At 71.1% G+C, this 14,437-nt stretch carries 10 protein-coding genes, 1 tRNA gene and 1 other RNA gene; 4 read left to right on the top strand and 8 right to left on the bottom strand.

Features of this window, described 5'->3' with window-relative positions:
• Window positions 1-55: 55 nt before the first annotated feature.
• From LV78_RS03535 to LV78_RS03525, 3 genes are all read right to left on the bottom strand, one after another.
• A complete protein-coding gene (locus LV78_RS03535) occupies window positions 56-1,291 on the bottom strand; it encodes a DNA sulfur modification protein DndB (protein ID WP_253843289.1) in 1,236 nt (411 codons plus the stop codon).
• Window positions 1,292-1,368: 77 nt separating this feature from the next.
• Window positions 1,369-3,147 (bottom strand): GmrSD restriction endonuclease domain-containing protein, encoded by a 1,779-nt coding sequence (locus LV78_RS03530; protein ID WP_253843288.1) that lies wholly within the window; start codon window positions 3,145-3,147, stop codon window positions 1,369-1,371.
• 549 nt (window positions 3,148-3,696) lie between these two features.
• Window positions 3,697-3,769 (bottom strand) — tRNA-Ala (locus LV78_RS03525).
• 129 nt (window positions 3,770-3,898) lie between these two features.
• Here LV78_RS03525 and LV78_RS03520 point away from each other — a divergent pair.
• Window positions 3,899-5,203 carry a phenylacetate--CoA ligase family protein gene (locus tag LV78_RS03520; protein WP_253843287.1) on the top strand — a complete coding sequence of 435 codons (1,305 nt, stop codon included), beginning with the start codon at window positions 3,899-3,901 and terminating at the stop codon, window positions 5,201-5,203.
• A 17-nt stretch (window positions 5,204-5,220) separates the two neighbouring features.
• Here the strand turns inward: LV78_RS03520 and LV78_RS03515 are convergent, their stop codons facing one another.
• The 4 genes from LV78_RS03515 to LV78_RS03500 all read right to left on the bottom strand — a co-directional run bounded on the left by LV78_RS03515 (window position 5,221) and on the right by LV78_RS03500 (window position 9,430).
• Window positions 5,221-5,985 carry a DsbA family protein gene (locus tag LV78_RS03515; protein WP_253843286.1) on the bottom strand — a complete coding sequence of 255 codons (765 nt, stop codon included), beginning with the start codon at window positions 5,983-5,985 and terminating at the stop codon, window positions 5,221-5,223.
• A gap of 68 nt (window positions 5,986-6,053) precedes the next feature.
• Window positions 6,054-7,361 carry an MFS transporter gene (locus LV78_RS03510; RefSeq protein WP_253843285.1) on the bottom strand — a complete coding sequence of 436 codons (1,308 nt, stop codon included), beginning with the start codon at window positions 7,359-7,361 and terminating at the stop codon, window positions 6,054-6,056.
• 121 nt (window positions 7,362-7,482) lie between these two features.
• A complete protein-coding gene (locus tag LV78_RS03505) occupies window positions 7,483-8,307 on the bottom strand; it encodes a GNAT family N-acetyltransferase (protein WP_253843284.1) in 825 nt (274 codons plus the stop codon).
• 4 nt (window positions 8,308-8,311) lie between these two features.
• Window positions 8,312-9,430 (bottom strand): glycosyltransferase, encoded by a 1,119-nt coding sequence (locus LV78_RS03500; RefSeq protein ID WP_253843283.1) that lies wholly within the window; start codon window positions 9,428-9,430, stop codon window positions 8,312-8,314.
• A 31-nt stretch (window positions 9,431-9,461) separates the two neighbouring features.
• Between LV78_RS03500 and hrpB the strand changes: the two genes are divergently transcribed.
• The gene (hrpB, locus tag LV78_RS03495; protein ID WP_253843282.1) at window positions 9,462-11,780 is read left to right on the top strand and encodes an ATP-dependent helicase HrpB; all 2,319 of its coding nucleotides are present in this window, start codon (window positions 9,462-9,464) and stop codon (window positions 11,778-11,780) included.
• 132 nt (window positions 11,781-11,912) lie between these two features.
• On the opposite strand, the gene ssrA is transcribed toward hrpB, so the two are convergent.
• Window positions 11,913-12,286: a transfer-messenger RNA gene (gene ssrA / locus LV78_RS03490) on the bottom strand.
• Window positions 12,287-12,476: 190 nt separating this feature from the next.
• Between ssrA and LV78_RS03485 the strand changes: the two genes are divergently transcribed.
• Together LV78_RS03485 and LV78_RS03480 are read left to right on the top strand one after the other, a co-directional pair.
• Window positions 12,477-13,727, top strand: coding sequence for a sensor histidine kinase (locus LV78_RS03485; protein ID WP_253843281.1), 1,251 nt, complete (start codon window positions 12,477-12,479; stop codon window positions 13,725-13,727).
• Window positions 13,715-14,359, top strand: coding sequence for a response regulator transcription factor (locus LV78_RS03480; RefSeq protein WP_253843280.1), 645 nt, complete (start codon window positions 13,715-13,717; stop codon window positions 14,357-14,359). Before LV78_RS03485 ends, LV78_RS03480 begins: the two co-directional genes overlap by 13 nt.
• Window positions 14,360-14,437: the final 78 nt, after the last annotated feature.

The following is a 14,437-nucleotide window of genomic DNA, read 5'->3' as shown; positions in this document are numbered from 1 at the left end:
GAAGTGGATGCACCGAAATGAACGTTGACGCGTCCTGCTTTGGCAGAAGTTCTGCTCAGGCAGTCGACCAGCCTCGGACCTTGCGCCCGTACTCGGTGTCGGGGTGCAGGAGGGCGTCTGCGACACGCCCACCGGAGTCCTTCGCACCTCCACCGAAGTTGAGCACTCCGCTGGCGTTGGCACTGGCAGCTACACCATCCCAGTAGCGAGCTTCACGCTCCCAGTGCACAGACTCCAGCAGCTCGGTGAGTTCGTCGACGGTCAGCAGTTTTCCCGAGGTGGACCACCCGGTGGCCTGGTGCACGGCGATCCCCAACCCCGCGAGCACAGCCGGAGCGGAGACGGCACTCCTGGAGGCGAAGTGCGGATACAGGGCGCTGATGACCCGGGAGAGGAGTGGAACGAGCTGTTCTTCTGCTTGCCGGGCCGAGACTCCACTCGGCAGGTCGTTCTCGTAGATGGTCGACGAGGACAGAGCCAGTCCCCCGCGTCCGTGCAACGCGGTGATCACCAGCACTCGCATGGCGGAAAGTGTGACGAGTTCGGGGTCGCGCTTGGTCAGCTGCCGCTTGCGCGCCTGCACGAGCTTGCTGAACGGCACGATCTTGCCCTCGTGCTCGACCTTGACGGCCTCGGCGACGCGGTTGGCGAGTTGCGTGCCGATGTCTCGCTGGTCCATGGACATGGCCAGGTTCTTGGCCACCGGCACGCCCTCGACGTTGCGGTCGTAGAAGATCTGCCGTGCGTCCTCGACGCTCAACCCGAAGTACAACTCGAACGGCACGCGGACCACGTTCAGCTTCTCGTAGGAGCAGCCGAAGCGCTCAGGGTCGTCGTACAGCTCGTGCCAGGCGGTCACCTGCGTCTCCCCGTCGATGGCGACGACCGGCGAGCCCGCGACGACGGTGATGGTGCTGATCCCGGTGCCCGGCACGAGCTCATCGCTGATCGCGCCCGGTTTGCCATCCAGCCACAGCGTGATCGGCGGGGTGGACCAGGCGGAGCCGTGATCGCCGTTCACACCGGAAGCGATGTAGGAGGCGTAGGAAGTGACGTTGCGCCCCTTCTGAGTGGCCTTCAACATCCGCTGCACCATGCCTCGCACCTCTGCGTGCCTGCGCAGGACGCCCGAGGCGTACTTGAGCGCGCGAGCATCCTCCTCGGTCTTCGGTGAGGGGACGAGTTGCAGGAGCGTGGGCAGCCCCATCGTGCCGATCACCGCGTCCGGGCGGAACGGGGTGACCGTCAGCTGGATTCCTTCGACAGCGCTGGTCGGCATGGTTATGTTCATGGGTGTTGCCCTTCAATTACCGGTGAGTTAAGTCGCACCGACAGAGGATGAACCACGAAATGATCGACGGAGTCGCGTTATTCGGTGTCGATCTGCGCGCCTTTGCCCATGGCTTCGCCGATGAGGGTGAGCAGAGCCCTCTGCCGAGCCCTCATCGCGGCGTCGAAGTCGTCGTTGCGCAGGTCGGTCGCCGAGATCAGGTGCGACTCCACGTTCCGGTCCACCTGTTCAGGTGTGGCGTCCGCGGTCTTGGCGAGTCCACGCAGGTACACGGAAGGTGCCCGGCCGCCGATGATCCGGTTGGTGCGGGCGGTCAGCGGCGTCTTGTTGACGATGGAGTTGTAATCGGCAGGGCTGATCCCCTGCTTCTCGCACCACGCCTTGGGGAACACGTGGTGAATGTTGACGGCATTGTCGAAGTAGTTCTCGTCAGACATGTCGGACCCAGTGCCCCAGTCGACCGGCCCTGCTTTGAGCAGCAGCGCGTAGAGGCCCTTGTAGGCGGCGGAGCCGCGGGTCCGCAGGGACCAGAGGCGACTGGAGAAGAACTGGGCCTCCTGAACAGTGCGGGGTTCGTCCCCTTGACCGGTCACCCAGGCCACGACCTCGGGCACGTCGCGCGCGAAGCGCGTTTCGGTCGTGCCGCCATAGAGCTCGCCGAACACACCGGACCAGTACCAACGCGAAATTTTCTGTCGTGCGCCGACGGTCTCAGCCTTGGTGCCGAGCAGGCTGAAGATGGCGGACATGGGGATGAGCTGACTGCCGTAGGGCAGGAACCTGGTGTCGAAGATGTGCTGGGAGTGCAGGAACTGGGCGGCCGACTTGAGGCCGTCCGTCACGGCAGGCGCCCACTTGCGGTACTCGGGGAGCGTGAGGTTGAGCATGTCCGCCCGCCGGCAGCCGATGCGCGGGACGGCGGCTTCGTCCCGACCGGTCTCGACGGCGGCGCGGTGGCGTTCGTACGTGGCCAGCAGGGTGACCGCTTGCAGGAAGTCGGTGTTGGCGACCTCGGAGAGGAGGCCGTACTTGCCGGCCCACTGCGCACGGTGGTCGGCCCAGTCCTGGCGGAGGTCGAAGTCATCGGCCGCGAAGGTGGCGGTCAGCAGCTCGAAGACGGTCAGGGTGACGCCGCCCGTGTTGACCTTCTCGAAGACCTGGCACACCGCCTGGCGAGGCGTGCTCTTGCCCAGCTCGATCACCGGCAGCTGGTACTGCTCGAACCGCTTGACCACGACCTCGTGGAACTTGCTCCACAGCTCCAGGTTCTCCGACTGGCGCTCGGGCGAGTGCTGGATGAACCGCATCATCCACTGCATCGAGTGGAACACAGCGGTGCACGGGAACATGCGATGCGTGAACTCCTGCTCCTGCGTGGACAGATCCAACAGGGCCTGCCCACGGAAGTCCAGGCGGATCTTGGTCTCGGGGACGAAGACCACGGCCTCCTCGCGATCACCGTCTCCCAGAAGGGCTTTCTCCATGTCGATGTAGAACCAGCCGCGCGAGGTGTTGCCGCGGACGTCGTGGGTTTCCACTGGGGCCTCGCGGAACAGCGACTGGTAGAGCGAGGTCAACCGCTGCTGCCCGTCCAGGATCAGCCGGTCGGGTACGGCGCTGGCCTGCGGCGCTCCCTCGACGGAACGGGTCTTGAAGCGGACGTCGCCACCCTGCTTCAACATCATGACGGTGCCCGCCGGATAGCCCAGCGAGATCGAGGCGATCAGGCTGGCGATGTTGCGGTCGGGCCACACCCAGCCGCGTTGGAACTCGGGAAGCTGCGCTTCGCCTCTGTCCACCTGGGTGAGCAGGTCCTTCAGGAACTCCTTCTCGATACCGAAGGCCTCGACACCCATGTGGACCACCTCGTTCGCTGTGCTGTCGAGGGCTGTATCGCGCAGTTGGACGAAAAAGTTTCTCCAAACGCCACATTATTTACATGAGCATCAGTCATATGTTTCGTGAGTTCGTCGTACCGACTCGGGGAGGTCACCGAGCGCGCGTCGGCCAAGCAACCGCTTCCCGAGGGGGCGCGGCTCGGCGCGCTCGAGGGGGCGGCAAGGGGCCGACGACAACACATGGCGCAGAACGGACGCTCAGGGACCGACCAACCATGGGTTCGGGCACCAGGCGCCCGCTGACAGTCCCACAGGACCATCCTGGGCATCTGTACTAGCGTCGAACATTGGGGTGGCTACGGCGACCGAAAGTCCCCCTGGGCAGAACCACCCGACCGGGTCACAGAGACCTGGAGCACAAAGCTGACAACATTTCGTGCGGAGCGACCGCCTGCTCCAGATTTGCTCCAGAGCGGCACCGGCAGTCCACAGTAGACACAAAAACAGAATCGCCCGCCACCTGCATTACCGCAGGTCAGCGGGCGATTTGTATGCTATATTCATTTGTGGAGCTGAGGGGACTCGAACCCCTGACCCTCACACTGCCAGTGTGATGCGCTACCAGCTGCGCCACAGCCCCGTGCTCGTTACTCCACGTTCCCGGCCGGTTGGCCCCGCCGTTCCCGTGTGTCAATACCGTACATCATGCACCCACCAGAAGAAAAATCGGGGGTACCCCCACCCCATTTCGGCTGCTAGACCGGTACGCGTGAGCAGCGACGCGCACGCCCCCGCCGTCCTCGTCCAGCCCGGCGCCGAGGGGATGGACCCCGGCCTCCGGCGGGAGATGCAGCAGGTCAGGTTGCGGGAGCTCGTTCGGCGGCTCCTCCGCGCCGACGGGGTGATCGCCGCCCGACTGCGGGACGCCGGGCTGTGTGACGCCGACGACATCTCGCTCGACCAGCTCCACCTCCTCCCCACGGTGTCCAAGCAGGACCTCTGGGACCACTACCCGTTCGGGTTCCAGGTGGATGACCGGATCGTGTGCGTGCACGGGTCTTCCGGGACCGGGGGACGGCCCACGCTCATCCCGTACACGGCCAACGACGTCAGCGTCTGGGCCGAGGTGATGGCCCGTGCGCTCGGCGGAGCGGGGGTGACCGCAAAAAGCACCGTCCACAACGCCTACGGGTACGGGCTGTTCACCGGTGGGCTCGGGGTGCACCACGGGGGGCTCAGGTTGGGCGCGCGGGTGATCCCGCTGTCGGGTGGCATGACCGAGCGGCAGGTTCGGCTCGTCGCCGACCTCCGGCCCGACGTGCTCTGCTGCACGCCCTCCTACGCCATCCACCTCGGTGAGGCGCTCAGGGAGGCCAACGTGCCCAGCAGCTTCCGGGTGGGGCTCTTCGGGGCCGAACCCTGGACGGACGCCATGCGGGACAAGATCGAGGAGTTGCTGGGGGTCAGGGCACTCGACGTCTACGGGCTGTCCGAGGTGATCGGGCCCGGTGTGGCCTGCGAGTCGCTCGACTCCGAGGGGATGCTCAACGTCGCCGAGGACCACTTCCTCGTGGAGGCGGTGGACGAGGACGGGCTGCCGGTGCCGGACGGCACGCCCGGCGAGCTGGTGTTCACCACCCTCACCAAGACCGGGATGCCGCTGCTGCGCTACCGCTCCGGGGACGTCGCGGTGCTCGCGGGGCCCGCCCAGCGCAGCGCGCGCACGCTCCGCCGCATGGGCAAGCCCCTCGGCAGGCGGGACGACATGCTGGTGGTGCGCGGGGTCAACGTGTTCCCCAGCGAGGTCGAGGCGGTCGTCCTGGCCGACGAGCGGGTCAGCCCGCACTACCTCGTCGTGGACGACCGGCGGGTCGAGAAGCGGCCCGAGCTGCGGGTCGTGGTCGAGAGCGAGCACGACGTGGCCGACGACCTGGAGACCAGGCTCAAGGCCCGCCTCGGGCTCACCTGCGCGGTGCACGTGGTGGCGCACGGCGCGGTGCCCCGGTCGGAGACCGGAAAAGCGCGGCGGCTGGCCCGCTGGAGCGCGGGACAGCCGCCGGTGCCGGGCCTCTAGGGCCTAGAAGCCAGAACTCAGGCGAACAGCTTCGACAGCCACTCCGAGTCGCCGAGGGCGTCCAGCTCCTGGCCGTCCTTGGTGACGGTCGGGGTGCCCTTGAAGAAGTCCGTCGCGTTGGCCTTGTCCAGCTCGGCCTTGGCGTCCGCCTCGTGCTTGCCGCTGTCCACGCAGGACTTGAAGTCCTCCGACGTCACGCCCAGGTCGACCGCCAGCTGCTTGAGCTGGTCCTTGGTCCACCCGGCCTCGCCCTCCTCGGGCTGCTGGGCGTACAGCCGGTCGTGGTACTCCGAGAACTTGCCCTCGTCGGCGACGCACAGCGCGGCGTTGGCCGCGTCGCGCGAGTAGCCCTCCGGGGAGGACATGCGGATCAGCATGGGCAGCAGGTGGTAGTTCACCCGCAGCTCGCCCGCCTCGACGTGGGTGCGGATCTGGTCGGCGTACTTCTCCTTGAACACGCCGCACACCGGGCAGAGGAAGTCCTCGTAGACGTCGATGGTGACCTTCGCGTCGGGCTTGCCGACGGTCACCACACCGCCCTCGCGCTCCACCGGCGCGTTGGTGCCCTTGGCCCCGGTCGCGACGAGCTGGGCGTTCTCCGTCGACTTGGAGGCCCCCTGCCACATCACGCCGCCGATGACCACCAGCGCCAGCACCACCACGATCGCGACCCCGGCGACGACCTTGTTCCGGTCACTCGCCTTGCGGCTGGCGGCGACGGCCGAGGCCGCCGCCCGCTGGGCCTGCTTCTTCTTCCGAGCGTTGCGCTCAGCCCCACCCACGTCAGCACGTCCTTCCCGCTACGACCTGCGTCGCAGGTTAGCCGGGGATGCTGAGTGGAACCTGAGCCCTAGGCCTCTGGTTGCCTGGGACGTCCGGCGACGCGCTCCCCGGTGGGCACCTCCGGCCCCTCGTCCAGGGTGCCCGACTCGGCCGCGACGGTCTCCGCCGTCGTGCTCTCCTTGACCAACGTCTCCGGCATGGTGATCCACATCAGCAGGGCGACCACCATGATCCCGGAGGTCACGGTGAACGCCGTCGTGTAGGAGAAGTTGTCCGCGAGCAGGCCCGCGAGCAGCGGCCCGACGATGGCGCCGAGGTCGGCGATGACCTGGAACGTGGCCAGCAGCGGCCCGCCCTTGCCCTTGGGGCCGATGACGTCGGCGACCACGGCGTTCTGCGGCGGGTTGAGCAGGCCCGCGCCCAGGCCCGCCACGAACGAGGCGACCAGGAAGACCGGCACGTTCGTGCTGAACCCGAACCACAGGGTGCCCGCGGCGGAGATGGCCAGGCCCGCGATGCCGAGCGGCTTGCGGCCGATGCGGTCGGAGAGCTTGCCGGACACCATGAGCGTGCACACGTTGCCGACCGCGAACACCGACATCGAGATGCCGCCCATCTCGGGCGAGCCGTGCAGCGCCTTCTCCACGAACAGCGGCACCATCGACACGCGCAGGCCGAACACCGCCCAGCCGTTGGCGAAGTTGGACGCGAGCGCCGCGCGGTAGGAGCTGTTGCGCAGCGCCTGGCGGACGGTGACGGGGCTCTCCGGCTGGGCCGAGGGGTCGAGCGCGGCGAGCGTGGACTTGCGCAGGAACCACCACACGAACGCGGCGGCGACGAGCAGGGCGACGGCGTAGCTGACGAACGGCAGCTGCACGGACACGCCGACGAGGGCGGCGCCGATGATCGGGCCGAAGATGTTGCCGAGCAGGAAGCCGGTGGACCACAGACCGGTGGCCTGGCCGCGCTGGGCGGGCGGGGTGATGCGGATGAGCAGGCCGACGGAGGCGACCGTGAACATGGTCGAGCCGATGCCGGAGAACGCGCGCAGGAACAGCAGCTGCCAGTAGGTGACGGCGAAACCGCAGGCCGCGGTGCCCAGGGCGACGATGATGATGCCCGCGATGTACGTCTTGGGCTCGCCGAACCGGGTGACGAGCTTGGCGCTCACCGGGGCGAACAGGATGCGCACGACCGCGAACGAGCTGATCACGAGCGCGACGGCGGTGGACCCGACGCCGAAGCTGTCAGCGAAGATCGGGAGTGCCGGTGCGACGATCCCGAAGCCGATGGCGATGATGAAGCTCGCCACGACCAGAACCCACACCTCGGCGGGCAGCCGCTGCGCTGTCCGCTCCGTCGTTCTCCCCAGCACAGCAGCGCCTCTTTCTCGATCTTTGGTTTTTATTAGCTGCCCTAAGGATATGTGACAGTTCACTCGTCGGGGTGGCGACCCCGCCCCTGAACGGCCCCTGTTCCGGAGAGCGCTCCCCCGGTCAGTCGAGCAGCTCGTCCACCCGACGGGCGTACGCCGTGACGGGGTAGGCCGCCTCGAAGCCGCACGCCTCGGCGAACCGCTCCCCCGAGCCGCCCTCGGCGACCTGGGCGGACACCAGCAGCGCGCCCGCGTCCCACAGGGCCGACACGACCCCGTTCACCAGCGCGGACCCGATGCCCCGCCGCCTGCGGGCGGGCCGCACCACGACCTGCTCGACCAGCCCGACGCGGTGCTCGCCGAACCCGGCCGCGAACCCGCCGACCCGGTCGCCGTCGTCGACCACCAGGAGCGCGCAGCGCGGGTCGTCCAGCCGCTGCCCGAGGTGCCGGACGAGCTTGTGGCTGCCACCCATGCCCAGGTCATCGGCCAGCAGCTCGGCGAGCTGAGGCAGGTCGGCGTCCACGGCGGTCCTGACCTGCGCGGACCCCGAGAGCGCCGCGCGACGGCGGCGGTGCACGACGGTCAGCAGCTCCTCGACGGCGTACCAGCCCGCGTCGTCGGCGATGCCCTCGATCTCGGCGACGGTCGTGGGTGAGGCGTACACCACAGCTTCGGCCCGCCCGACGTCGGCGAAGCTGCGCTCCAGCCGCAGGAGCGTGCCCGCGACCTCGGCGGACGTCCCGTCGAGCGCGCACGCGTGGTTGCCGCCGGGCAGCGGGTTGTCCGGGTTCACCACCACCCGCGCGCAGCCGACCGCGCCGATCCGCCCGTAGCGCACGGCGCCGGAGGCGAGGCGGGCGTTCTCCACGAGTCCGGCCAGGTCACGGGCCCGGTACGGGTCGAGCAGCTCGGGGTCGTCGGGGTCGTGCAACGGGTCAACCACCCCCTCACCCTCGCACGTCGCGCCCCTTCCAGAGCGCACCGCCGCGACCGGCCAGCCAGGTGGCCCGCGCCAGCAGCGCGCCGAAGGCGGTCGTGCCGACCGGGGCGAGCACCGCGCGCGCCACCGGCTGCCCGACCCGCCGCAGGTAGATCGCGGTGGTGGCGGCCTGCGCGGCCCACGCGACCAGCCCGGCCCAGCGCACCGCCCCGCGCCCCCGGACCGCCATCAGCACCGGCAGCGCCCCGTGCCCGAGCTGGGCGAGCGCGGCGGCCCCGAACAGCACCGCCCCTCCCCCGGTCTCGGCGACCAGGGCGACGGAGCTCCTGGTCACCGACCTCCAGGCCGCCCCGACCCCGTCGACGCCGTGCACGAGCAGCGCCCCCGACGCGTCCGCGAACCGGGTGCGCCCGCCGGTGTCGCGCACGAGCGAGGCGTACCCGAGGTCGTCCACCCCGGTGCCCCGGATCACCTCCCACCCGCCGGACCGCTCGTGCGCGACCCGCCTGACCAGCACGCAGTGCCCCACGGCGAGCGCGCGCCCGCGCGAGCCGTCCGGTGAGGCGACGGTGATCAGGGACTCGGTCACGGGCGCGAACAGCGACCACCAGGAGTGCCCGCGCGCGGGTGGGTGGCCCGCGACCGAGACCAGGTCGACCCGCCACCGCCTGGCCGCCGCGACGAGCCTGCCGACCAGCTCGGGCGCGGGCTCGGTGTCGGCGTCCAGGAACAGCAGGAACTCACCCTCGGCCGCCCGCGCGCTCACGTGCAGCGCGTGCACCTTCCCGGCCCACCCCGGCGGCGGCCCGGCCGAGCCGATCACCCGCACGCGCGGGTCGGCCTCGGCGTGGCGGCGCGCGATGGCCGCCGTGGCGTCGGTCGACCCGTCGTCCACCACGGTGATCCGCAACCGCTCGTGCGCCTGCGCGCGCAGCGCCCGCAGGCACCGGTCGAGGTTGGCCTCCTCGTCCCGCGCGGGCACGACGACGGTCACCAGCGCCTCGTCCACGACCCCGGCGGGCAACCGCTCGACCTTCCGCCACGCGGCGGCCGTGCCCACCGCCCTGACCACGCCGGTCCCGGCTAACGCGACCGCGAGCGCTCCCCTGATCCCCACGTCGACCACCCCCTCCTCCCACATTGGCAGACTCACCCCCGTGGAGTTGCCAGATCTTCCGGTCCGAGCGGTGCTGCCCGAACTGATCGAGACCCTGTCGGGGTGGGGCGCGGCCGTGCTGGTCGCCCCGCCGGGCACGGGCAAGACCACCCTGGTGCCGCTGGCGCTGGAGGGCCGGGTGGTGATCGCCGAGCCGCGCCGGATCGCCGCGCGGGCGGCGGCGGCCCGGATGGCTGCGCTGCTGGGCGAGCCGGTGGGCGCGACGGTCGGGTACTCGGTGCGCGGCGACCGGAAGGTCTCGAAGTCGACCAGGATCGAGGTGGTCACCTCGGGCCTGCTGGTGCGCCGGTTGCAGCACGACCCGGAGCTGTCGGGCGTGGGCACGGTGGTGCTGGACGAGTGCCACGAGCGGCACCTGGACGCGGACCTGCTGCTCGCGCTGCTCCTGGACGCCCGCGCGGGCCTGCGCCCGGACCTGCGGCTGCTGGCGACGTCGGCGACGGTCGCGGCGGACCGGTTGGCGGAGCTGATGGGCGGGGTCCCGGTGCTGACCGCGCACGCCAGGACGCACCCGGTGGAGCTGCTGCACGTCCCGCCGCAGAAGAACGAGCGCTCGGAGGCCCTGGTGGCCCGCGCGATCCGGAAGGCGGTCGCGGAGACGCCGGGGGACGTGCTGGTGTTCCTGCCGGGCGTGCCGGAGATCCGCCGGGTGGCGGCCCTGTTCCGGGGCGGTGACCTGCGCGTGGACGTCCTGCACGGCCGCTTGACCGCCGCCGCGCAGGACGCGGTGCTGCGGGTCGGGCGCGAGCAGCGGGTGCTGCTGTCCACGTCGATCGCCGAGTCGAGCCTGACCGTGCCCGGCGTGCGCGCCGTGGTGGACGCGGGCCTGTCGCGGGTGCCGAGGGTGGACCACCGCAGGGGCTTGGCGGGGCTGGCGACCGTGCGGGTGAGCGCGGCCGTGGCCGACCAGCGCGCGGGCCGGGCGGGCCGGGAGGCGCCGGGGCGGGCGTACCGGTGCTGGCCGGAGCACGAGCAGTCCACCCTGCCGCGCTACCCGGAGCCGGAGATCCGCAGCGCGGACCTGACCTCGCTGGCGCTGGAGCTGGCGTGCTGGGGCACCCCGGACGGCGAGGGCCTGTCCTGGTGGGACGCGCCGCCGAGGGGCGCGCTGGACGCGGCGCAGTCGGTGCTGCGCAACCTGGGCGCGCTGCGCGACGGCCACGTGACCGACCGGGGCACGCGGATGTCCGCGCTGGGCCTGCACCCGAGGTTGGCGCGGGCGCTGCTGGACGGCGGCGAGCTGGCCGGTTCGGCGACGGCGACCGAGGTGGTGGCGATCCTGGACGAGGACCGGGGCTCGGGCGAGGACATCACCGGCCGGGTCGCGGACCGCCGCGAGGTGGGCAGGCTGTCGAAGCTGATCCCGAGGACGTCGGGCAACGGCGACCAGGCGCTGGTGGTGGCCCTGGCGCACCCGGAGCGCCTGGCCCGCAGGCGCGCGCCGGGCAGCCCGGTCTACCTGATGGCGGGCGGCACGGCGGCGGAACTGCCGCAGGGCAGCCGGTTGGCGGACGCGGAGTGGCTGGCGATCGCGGTGGCCGACCGCGAGCCGGGCCGGACCCACGCCCGGATCAGGCTGGCCGCGCGGGCGGACGAGCAGCTGGCCGTGCAGGCGGCGCCCGCGCTGCTGGGCGAGCGCGAGGAGATCGCCTGGGACGGCGACGTGGTGGCCAGGCGAGTGCGCCACCTGGGCGCGATCCCGCTGTCCACCACCCAGCTGACCGGTACCGCGCACCTCCAGCAGGCGCTGCGGGCGGGTTTGGCGGCGGAGGGCCTGGGTCTGCTGGCGTGGACACCTGCGGCACTCCGAACCAGGCAGCGCCTGGCGTTCCTGCACGAGGTCCTGGGAGCCCCGTGGCCGGAGGTGACCGACGAGGCCCTGCTGCCCCTGGTCGACCTGGGCAACGCCCGCCGCAAGTCCGACCTGGGGAAGCTGAAAGCCGACCACGTGCTGCAAGCCGCGATGCCCTGGCCAGCGGCGGCGAAGTTCGACGCCCTGGCCCCGGACCGCCTGGAAGTCCCGTCCGGCTCGAAGATCGCCATCGACTACTCCACCACCCCGCCGACTCTGCCGGTGAAGGTCCAGGAGGTCTTCGGCTGGACCGAAACCCCGACGGTCGCCGGAATTCCCGTGGTCCTGCACCTGCTCACCCCGGCGGGACGTCCGACGGCGGTGACGGGAGACCTGGAGTCCTTCTGGAAAACGGGCTACCCGCAAGTGAGAGCGGAACTGCGTGGCCGCTATCCGAAACACCGCTGGCCCGAAGACCCGATGACAGCCCCACCCGCCCGGAGATAACCGCTCACCGCACCACCGCAAGGGGGTCCGGGGGCGAAGCCGCCCGGCCGGGGTCCGGGGGCTCGGCCCCCGGAAAACACCCGGAACGAGGAATGGCGAGTGCTCGAAGAGTACGAGCACTCGCCATCCACCGAGTGGAGGTGCCGGGAATCGAACCCGGGTCCTCTGCCGGCTCATCAAGGCTTCTCCGTGCGCAGTCCGCTATGCCTCTGCTCGGCCCCGACGATCACGCGGACAAGACGTCGTGACAGGCCCAGTCACTGTGGGTGTCCCAACCGCTCCCCGTGACCGGGAACGGAGGTGAAGCCTCCTAGCTGATGCCGGCGACCGGAGCGGAGGCTCCTCCGGGCCGACAGCGTTGCTCCTAGCCTCAGGCGGCGAGGGCGAACGCGCGCTGGTCGTTAGACTTGGCGCTTATTGGTTTGCGATGACGCTTGCGGTGGTCTCTCGCCTGCACCGGCACGCTTCCCTTGAATCGACGTACAAAGTCGAAACCGTTCACCCCCTGGTCGGGTACCTGACTCCACCATCATAACGCCCCGCGCCACTGATTTCATTCCCCGTGCCCCGGTGGGGCTGCCCCTACCGCGAAGCGGCGGTGCGCCTCATGGTTCCGGCTGGTCGGAGGGGGCAGGCTGGGGTCGCAGGCTGGGGTCAGCGGACCGCCGGGAGCGGACCGCCGAGGACGGGGAGCTGATGACGGCGCGGGTGAGACCGGACGCGGGTCGGGCTGCGGGGTACTTCCTGCTGGCCCCGGTGACCGGGGTGGTGTGGTGCCTGCTGCTGGTGCCGCTGGTCCTGGTGGGGGTGGCCACGGCGCCGGTGCTGGTCGGGTTGCCGCTGCTGGCGCTCGCGATGGTGCTGGCGCGGGCCAGCGGGGGTTCGGAGCGCGGACTGGCCAGGGCCGTGCTGGGGGTCGACGTTCACCCGCCCGCGCCACGACTTCGCCCGTCCGGGCGGTTCTGGTGGGTGTGGGGGCCGGTGCGGGACGCCGCCGCGTGGCGGGCGCTGCTGTTCCAGGTGCTGGTGCTGCTGCCGCGCGTGGTGCAGTTCGTCGTGCTGCTGGCCGCGTCGGTGGCGGCGGTGGTGCTGGTCGCGCTGCCGCTGGCCACGCTCTGGCTGCCGTTCGCGATCGCGGTCGACCTGGGCGGCGGCCGGGAGTGGCTGATCGACTCCTGGTACTCGGGCCTGCCCGCCGCGCTGCTGGGCGGGCTGCTGTGGCTGGTGCTGCTGCACGGCCTGCGCACGGCCGCGCGCTGGCAGGGCTGGCTGGTGCGGGTGCTGCTGGGGCCGTCGCGGACGGCGGAGCTGACCGCCGAGGCGCAGCGGCTGCACGCGAGCCGGGCGCGCGGCGTCGAGGCCGCGGAGGCCGAGCGCAGGCGCATCGAGCGGGACCTGCACGACGGCGCGCAGCAGCGGCTGGTGTCGGTGGCGATGAGCCTCGGCCGCGCCAAGAGCAAGCTGGGCAGCGACCCGGAGGCGGTGCGGGCGCTGATCGACGAGGCGCACGCGGACGCGAAGCTGGCGATCTCGGAGCTCAGGGACCTCGCGCGCGGCATCTACCCGTCGGTGCTGGGCGACCGGGGCCTGGACGCGGCGCTGTCCTCGCTGGCGGCCCGCTGCTCGGTGCCGGTGGAGGTGTCGGTGAAGGTGGAGCCGCGCCCGCCGACCGCGGTGGAGAGCACCGCCTACTTCACCGTCGCCGAGGCGCTCACCAACATCACCAAGCACTCCGGCGCCACGCGGGCGCGGGTCGCGGTCTCGCGCACCGACACGTCCGTCGTGGTGGAGGTCGTGGACAACGGCCGGGGCGGCGCCTCGGTGCGCCAGGGGGGCGGCCTGGCGGGGCTGGCCGACCGGGCTGCGACGATCGACGGCGTCGTCACCGTGGTGAGCCCGGTCGGCGGCCCCACATCGATCAGGACGGAGCTGCCGTGCGCGTGGTGATCGCCGAGGATTCGGTGCTGCTCAGGACGGGGGTGCAGCGGCTGCTGGAGGACGAGGGGATCGAGGTCGTCGCGGCCGTCGAGGACGGGGCGGCGCTGCTGGACGCCGTGCGCGAGCACCGGCCGGACCTGGCGCTGGTGGACGTGCGGATGCCGCCGACGTTCACCGACGAGGGCCTGCGCGCGGCGATCGAGGCCCGCAGGCTGGTCCCCGGACTGCCGGTGCTGGTGCTGTCGCAGTACGTGGAGGAGCGCTACGCGGTCGACCTGCTGGTCGGCGGCGCGAGCGGGGTCGGCTACCTGCTCAAGGAGCGGGTGGCGGACGTGGCGGAGTTCGTCGCGTCGGTGCGCCGGGTCGCGGAGGGCGGCACGAGCATCGACCACGAGGTGATCACCCAGCTGATGGTGCGCAGCAAGCGCGACCCGCTGGACTCGCTCACGCCGAGGGAGCGGGAGGTGCTGGGCCTGATGGCGCAGGGCCTGTCGAACACCGCGATCGCGGCGGAGATGACCGTGTCGGACGGCGCGGTGGAGAAGCACGTCGGCAACATCTTCAGCAAGCTGGGCCTGGAGCCGAGCACCGCCGAACACCGGCGGGTGCGGGCCGTGCTCACCTACCTCGGCCGGGCCTGAGACGCCGGGCCTGAGAACGGGCCCGAGAAGACGAGAAGCGCCCCCGGAGGAGTCCGGGGGCGCTTCGGCGTGCCTGCG

The sequence above is a fragment of the Actinosynnema pretiosum genome, from assembly GCF_024171695.1.
GTDB lineage: Bacteria > Actinomycetota > Actinomycetes > Mycobacteriales > Pseudonocardiaceae > Actinosynnema > Actinosynnema pretiosum.
This window is presented reverse-complemented; position numbering and strand designations above follow the sequence as displayed.